Annotated in this window: 6 protein-coding genes; 5 read left to right on the top strand and 1 reads right to left on the bottom strand. The window is 69.3% G+C overall.

Annotation, left to right across the window (positions count from 1 at the left end):
* Positions 1-612 (bottom strand): DNA glycosylase AlkZ-like family protein (locus tag ACNFOC_RS48920; protein WP_416965461.1); only part of this gene is annotated, 612 nt, incomplete at its 3' end.
* Positions 613-827: 215 nt separating this feature from the next.
* Between ACNFOC_RS48920 and ACNFOC_RS48915 the strand changes: the two genes are divergently transcribed.
* The 5 genes from ACNFOC_RS48915 to ACNFOC_RS48895 all read left to right on the top strand — a co-directional run bounded on the left by ACNFOC_RS48915 (position 828) and on the right by ACNFOC_RS48895 (position 6350).
* The gene (locus tag ACNFOC_RS48915) at positions 828-1439 is read left to right on the top strand and encodes a hypothetical protein (protein ID WP_416965460.1); all 612 of its coding nucleotides are present in this window, start codon (positions 828-830) and stop codon (positions 1437-1439) included.
* Positions 1436-2116, top strand: a complete 681-nt coding sequence (locus ACNFOC_RS48910) for a hypothetical protein (RefSeq protein WP_416965459.1) — start codon at positions 1436-1438, stop codon at positions 2114-2116. Before ACNFOC_RS48915 ends, ACNFOC_RS48910 begins: the two co-directional genes overlap by 4 nt.
* Positions 2116-4089: a putative T7SS-secreted protein gene (locus ACNFOC_RS48905; RefSeq protein WP_416965458.1), complete on the top strand. Its 1974-nt coding sequence runs from the start codon at positions 2116-2118 to the stop codon at positions 4087-4089. The genes ACNFOC_RS48910 and ACNFOC_RS48905 overlap by 1 nt, the downstream gene beginning before the upstream one ends.
* A 450-nt stretch (positions 4090-4539) precedes the next feature.
* Complete coding sequence (locus tag ACNFOC_RS48900; protein WP_416965462.1) at positions 4540-5640, top strand: ADP-ribosylglycohydrolase family protein; 1101 nt, start codon at positions 4540-4542, stop codon at positions 5638-5640.
* 35 nt (positions 5641-5675) lie between these two features.
* Positions 5676-6350, top strand: coding sequence for a toxin glutamine deamidase domain-containing protein (locus ACNFOC_RS48895; protein ID WP_416965457.1), 675 nt, complete (start codon positions 5676-5678; stop codon positions 6348-6350).
* Positions 6351-6396: the final 46 nt, after the last annotated feature.

The raw sequence follows: 6396 nt of genomic DNA, 5'->3' as shown, positions 1-6396 counted from the left end.
CGAAATCCGCTCCGGCGACCGGGCTGCGTTCATCGCCGGCCTGCGGGAGCTGGCGGACTTCCTCACCGCGAACCCCAGTGTCCTTGTACCGCGCAACGCATCGTTCGGCGTCTTCGTCGACGCGGCCAACACCATCAGCTCCAGGAGCTGGCTGACGTTGCGGTTGTGCGTCCAGCCCGACGACTTCCACGGCACCGCGCACGTGTCGGGCAACTCCCTCGATGTGAGCGGCCCTTGACCGCCGAGCCGCTCCAGGATGTCGCGCCTGCACGCGTCGTTGGCGGCGACCCACTCGCGGTAGTGCTTCGAATCCCTCTCCCATACGGCCATGTCGGCGCGGTACAGCGCCAGGTCCTCGCTCGGGCGGATCATCGCCCGGAGTTCGAGGAGGGTGCGGTTCGCGAGCGCGGCGGTGAGGTCCTCCCGTGCGTACGACGAACCGAGGCGGCTCCACGCGACCAGGTCGGCGTTGGGCGCGATCGCGGCCGTGGGGTCGATCTGGAGCAGGGTCAACTGACGTACGACCGCGTGAAGTTCGGTGGGGCGTTCGGCGTCGAGGAGTTGGGCCTGGACGGCGATGCGGCGTGCCTGGGCGCGGGTCAGTTCATGCATGGGGGCCAGTCTCCCCGGGCTCGGCCGATTCCGCCCCTCGCACCTGGGTCCCACAAGCCACACACCCGGGCCCCACAACTCCACCACAGCCCCGACGGCACCTCGCGTTGCGATCGAGAACACCGAGGTGTGAGGATGCCGCCATGGTTGACAACGGGGGGAGTTCCTCGCTGCCCGCACAGGCGCAAAGGTCACCGTTTGCTGATTATGCGGACATGACCACGCCGGCATCGAGCGACTCGGATGTGTCCACACCGGACTGGCTCAAGCCGCATGTCCCCGCGGAGCGCGCCGGTACGGCCGCGGCGGACGCGGTACGGGCGCCGGCCGAAGCGCTGGAACCACCCCAGGACGACCCCCCTCCCGAGGAACCCAAGGATCCCGAGGACCCCGAGTACCCGGAGTACCCGGAGGATCCCGAGGGCCCCGAAGTGGCGGCCCGCAGGCGGGCGTTCGCGAAGCTGCTGGGCGAGTTCCGTCGCACGGCGGTCCTGGTTCCGCTCGGTGACGGACCCGGTCCGGACGAGGAACGCGGCCTGCTCACCGCGGACTTCGACGGCATCCGCTTCATCCTCGCCTTCTCCGACGAACAGGCCCTGGCCCGCTACGCCCAGGCACGCGGCGAGTACACCCGCGAGTGGACGTACCAGTCGATCCTCGGCGCCCGCTTGCTGGACGTGGCGGTGCCCGCGGCGGGAGTGCCGTGCGGAGTGGCGCTGGACTGCGCGGACGGACCGGACGGGATGGTGTTCCCGCCGGTGCGAGGGATCGTGCCGGACGAGGCGGCGCTCGACGGTGCCGACGACACCACGCGGGATGTGTCATGAGCGGCGGGGGCGGGTCCGGCGAGGACCTCAAGGCGCAGGGTCTGGAGCTCATCGCGAAGGGCCTGACCGAGGCGCTCGGTGAGCTCAAGGAACTGGGCATGGTCGGGGTGGCCGGAGCCGGGCGCGGCTTCAGCGACATCGGCCTGTCCGGACTCGACCTGGGCACGGACGACGTGAAGGACGCGTTCGGCTCGTTCTGCACCCGCTGGGAGTGGGGCGTGCGCACGCTGATCAACGAGGGGAACGAGTTCGCGCAGGGCGTCGGCCTGTCGGCGGGCACGTACTACGAGACCGAGCAGTACGTCGAGGGAACCTTCAAGGTCGTCGCGAACGCGGCGATCGGCAACCCGTACGCGTCCGAGGACGAGGTCACCCAGGAGGGCTGGGGCGACATCTACGACTCCGGGATCTACAGCGGCAACACGGACTTCAGCGCCGACTCGTGGAAGCAGGCGAACGAGAACGTCGAGCAGGGCTGGAAGGACGCGGGCCGGGACGTGATGACCTCTTCCACGATGGGCCCGATGGGCCTGAACCCGCAGAACCTGCACGGCACGTTCGGGGTGTCCGACACCGAGTACGAGAAGTGGCTGGACAGCACCTTCGGGCCGTCCGCCGAGGAGCGTGCCCAGGCCGCGCAGCAACAGCAGGGTGTGCAGGGCGGGGGCGGCGGCTGATGGGCCTCGGGGATCTCGTCGGCGACATCAAGGACGGTCTCAACTCCGGTCTGGAGGCCGGCGAGGATCTGCTCGACGCGGGCGAGGAGAAGCTCGGCGAGGCCGTCGACTACGGCAGCGACAAGCTGGGCGACGGCCTCGACTACGTCGGTCTGGACAAGGCCGGTGACTGGGTCCACGAAGCGGGCGACCAGGTGGCCGCGGACCTGGGTGCCACCCCCAGCGAGCAGAGCCTGGGCCACACCGACGACCCGACCGAGCTGGTGCACGGCAACCCGGGGAAGGTCCGGGAGAGCGCCAAACACCTGAAGGACTTCTTCACCGCCTTCGACCATGTCGGGCAGGGCATGAAGAAGGTGAGCTCGCCGGGGTGGAGCGGCGAGGCCGCGGACGCCTTCCGCAAGAAGTTCGAGATGCACCCCACCAAGTGGCTCCAGGCCGCCGATGCCTGCGAGGACGCGGCCACGGCCCTGGACTCGTACGCGGACACCATCAAGTGGGCGCAGGACAAGGCCCATGAGGCCATCGACCTCTACAAGCGGGGCACGAAGAGCTACGAGACCGCGGCCGACGCGTACAACAAGAAGGTCCGCGCCTACAACGCCAAGGGCCTGACCGGCGAGGACCCCGGCCCGAAGCCCGAGCCCTTCGACGAATCCGTGGGCAAGGCCGACATGAACAGGGCCGCGGACATCCTTGAGGACGCCCGCCGGGGCCGTAACGAGGCATCGGCCAGGGCCGCCGCCGCGATCAAGGCGGCCCTCGCACACGCGCCCGCCGAGCCGCCGCCGCTGGACCGCATCCAGGACGACGTCACCGACGGCTTCCAGGCGTACCACGTGGAACTCGCCCACGTCGGCGGAGGCATCCTCAAGGGCACCGCGGGCCTGGTCAACCTCGCCCGCGGTCTCAACCCGATGGACCCCTACGCGCTGACGCACCCGGCCGCGTACTACCAGAACGTCAACATGACGCTCTCCGGTCTGGTCTCCACCGCCGCCCACCCCGAGCGAATCCTCCAGGCCGCCGTCGACGGCTTCAAGAAGGACCCCTCCGAGTTCATCGGCCGCCTCATCCCCGAACTCGTCGGGACCAAGGGCGCGGGCCTGGCCAAGGGCGGGCTGCGGCTGGCCATGGAGGAGGGCGCGGAGGGCGCGGCGTCCACCCTGGCGTCCAAGGGGGTGCGGTACGGGGAGGATCTGAGCAAGGCGGGCGTGCACGCGGACTCGGTCGAGTCCGGGATGGCGCAGAAGTTCCTGGACGACCAGCATCCGTCGCTCGATCACCTCGACGACGGTCTCCAGGACACCCAGAAGCTCTCGCACAACGACTTCGACAAGCTCAGCACCGAGCAGAAGCACGCGACAGCCTCTGCCGAACTGTATGACGGGGCGCACCTGTTCCCGGACAAGGAAGCGGCAATTTCATACGGAAGGGATGTCTGGAACGAATATGCGGACAATCTCCCCGAACCAACGAAAAAGTCGCTCTTGGACTATACGAACGACTTGGGTGAGCCGAATCCAAAAAACGCCACCTACCAGGAAATGAACGGATACCTCCGCGGCAACGCCGACCTGGGCACTCCGGACGTGCTCCGTAATATCGAGAACACGGACAAGGCGCTGGCCGGAACCCCGGTGCCGCAGGACCTCACAGTGGTCCGCGGACAAGGCGTCGGCCACATGGGGGCCACTGCACCCGACCAGCTCGTCGGCAAAACGCTCACAGACGAGGGCTACATGTCCACCTCGCTCGGCGACAACGGCGCCGTCCCCGCATTCGCGGAGAAGGAAGGCATTCTGCACCTCCGGGTCCCTGCTGGAACTCCGGCACTATGGGTAGAGAACGTCGGCACGTTCGGTATGGGTGAGCGGGAGTTGCTCCTCGGACGCGGCACCTCGTACGAGGTGACTCGCGCCTTTATGGAAAACGGCCAGTGGCACATCTACGGCGACGTCCTGCCGAAGTAGTAGAAGAGGAAAGCTCAGATGAACCCCTCCCATGAAGCCAAGCCCCGCTTCGTCAAGCGAACGACCAACCCTCGAATCTGGGAGGACGACGGGGCGGGCCTCATCGTCACTGGGGGGCCGCCGCGCTACGCGTTCCGAACCAGCGGTCCCGTGCACTACGTGGCTGTGGCCGACAACCTGAACGACCTGCTCGGCTACTTGTGGTTCAACGACGAGGACGAGGCGGCGAGTTGGGTCCCGATCAGGAAGAGAGGCGACGACGGCGTCAACTTGGGTGCCGTGTGGAGCAGACGGCTTGAGACGGCCAAGGCCCGCGGGCTCACGCCGTCCCAGGCGGTGACCGAGCTTGTCGAGCGGTGGCCTTCCTCCAGTTCGTCGCACATTGTCGAGGGTTCCCTCGCCGAGGCCACGAGCTTGCTGGCGCTCAGGGAACTCGCTGGCCACCCCCTTGTGGAACGCGTCAGAAAGGCCGCCGCCGCCTCCCTCTTCGGTCTGGCCATCGGTGACGCCATGGGCTACCCCACCGAGTTCCTGAACATGGCCCAGATCACCGCGAAGTTCGGTCCGTGGCGCGAGATGGGCCTCCCCCTTTCCGAAGGTGACATCGTCCGGGTCAGCGACGACACGCAGATGGCCCTGGCCGTCGGCGAAGCGCTGGTGGAAGCGAGCGCCGGTACCCCCGCCTCCGGTCCCCTCGCCCCCGGAACCCGACGGATCCGAGGGACCCGAGACCCGGCCGCAGCCGCTACGGCCCTCACCCCGGCCACGGTCGAAGCCGCCCTGCGCAAGCACTTCGTGGCCTGGCTGCACGACCCGGACAACAACCGCGCCCCCGGCCAGACCTGCCTCACCGCCTGCACCAACCTGGAACGCGGCCTGCGCTGGCAGGACGCCACCGTCCTCGGCTCCAAGGGCTGCGGCGCCAACATGCGCGTCACGCCGGTCGCCCTCATCCCCGGCCTGAGCGCCGAACAGCGGGCGGGAATCGCCCAGTTGCAGGCGGCCATGACCCACGGCCACCCCACCGCGCTGGCGGCGAGCGACCTCACCGCCCACGCCACGTGGCTCCTGGCACACGACTGCCCCATCGCCGAACTCCTCCCCCGCCTCCGCGCCTACGCGCAGGAGTCCCGCCACACCTACCACGCCGACTGGCTGGGCGACCTGTACGCCAAGGCGGGCGCCCCCGACCCGGCGGCGTTCATCGCCTTCGGCTGGGACGAGTGCCTGCGCGCCCTGGACACCGCGGCGACCGCCCTGCGCGCCGAGGACTCGGAGCTGGACCCGTCCGAGGTGGTCGGCGCCGGCTGGGTCGCCGAGGAGGCCCTCGCCACGGCCCTGTACTGCTTCCTGGTCGTCGGCGGCCACGCACGCTCATCGGTCATGCGCGCCTCCCACTCGTCCGGCGACTCCGACTCGATCGCGGCTCTGACCGGAGCCTTCGCGGGGGCCAAACACGGCCTCCTCTACTGGGTGCCGGAGTGGCGCGAGGCCCTGGAGTACAGGGACCGGATCACGGCGCTGGCCGCCGTATGGGACGACGCGGTCTGACGCGCGAAGGACGGACGACGGACAGAGGAAGACAGATGACGGTCACCGCCGCGGACCCCGCCCGGCGGGCGACGGCATGGCTCGACGCGCTCTACGGCGGGCTCGTCGAACTCGCCGTGCCGCACCCCGTGCACGAGACGAACTCGTCCTGGTTGATGGCCTGCCGCACCCTGAACCAGCCAGGCTTCCCGCGCACACCGATGCTGGCGGCCTCCGTCGTGGTCCCCAAGATCGGCGGCTTCCCCTTCCACCCGGCATCGAGCGCGCCCTTCGCGGACCTGGAACCGGTGTCGCCGGAGGAGGCCGCCCGCCGGGTCACCGCCCAGAACCACAGGATCAACGCCCGCGGCTGTGTCACCGCCGTCGACGCGATGATCGACGGCAGCCAGTCGGTCGCCCTGCCGTGGCAGCCGGCCCACGAGGCGCCCGGCTGGTGGAGCCGACTGCATCGCCGTTACTTCCCGCGCTTCGAGCACGTACCCGTCCACAACTGGACCGCCGTCGTCCGAGCCATCCGCGACCCGGGTCCGGGCACGCGTGGTGTGGTCTGGGTACGGCGGGAGATCGGCAGGCAGGAGGCGACCGGGAACCTGGTCCATGTGCACAACGACCGGGGGCAGGCGGTGTTCCTGGACGGGATCACCGCGGCCCTGGCCCGCCTCGACACGGAATCGGTGCGGGAACTGGTTCTCGTACGGCAACTGCCCTGACCCTGCCCCTGCCCCTGACCCGCTCAGCCGTACCCCACCGCGAACT

This window comes from Streptomyces colwelliae, assembly GCF_048158785.1.
In the GTDB taxonomy this organism is placed as follows: Bacteria; Actinomycetota; Actinomycetes; order Streptomycetales; family Streptomycetaceae; genus Streptomyces.
The sequence above is the reverse complement of the archived record's forward strand: the minus strand, read 5'-3'. Positions and strand labels throughout refer to the sequence as shown.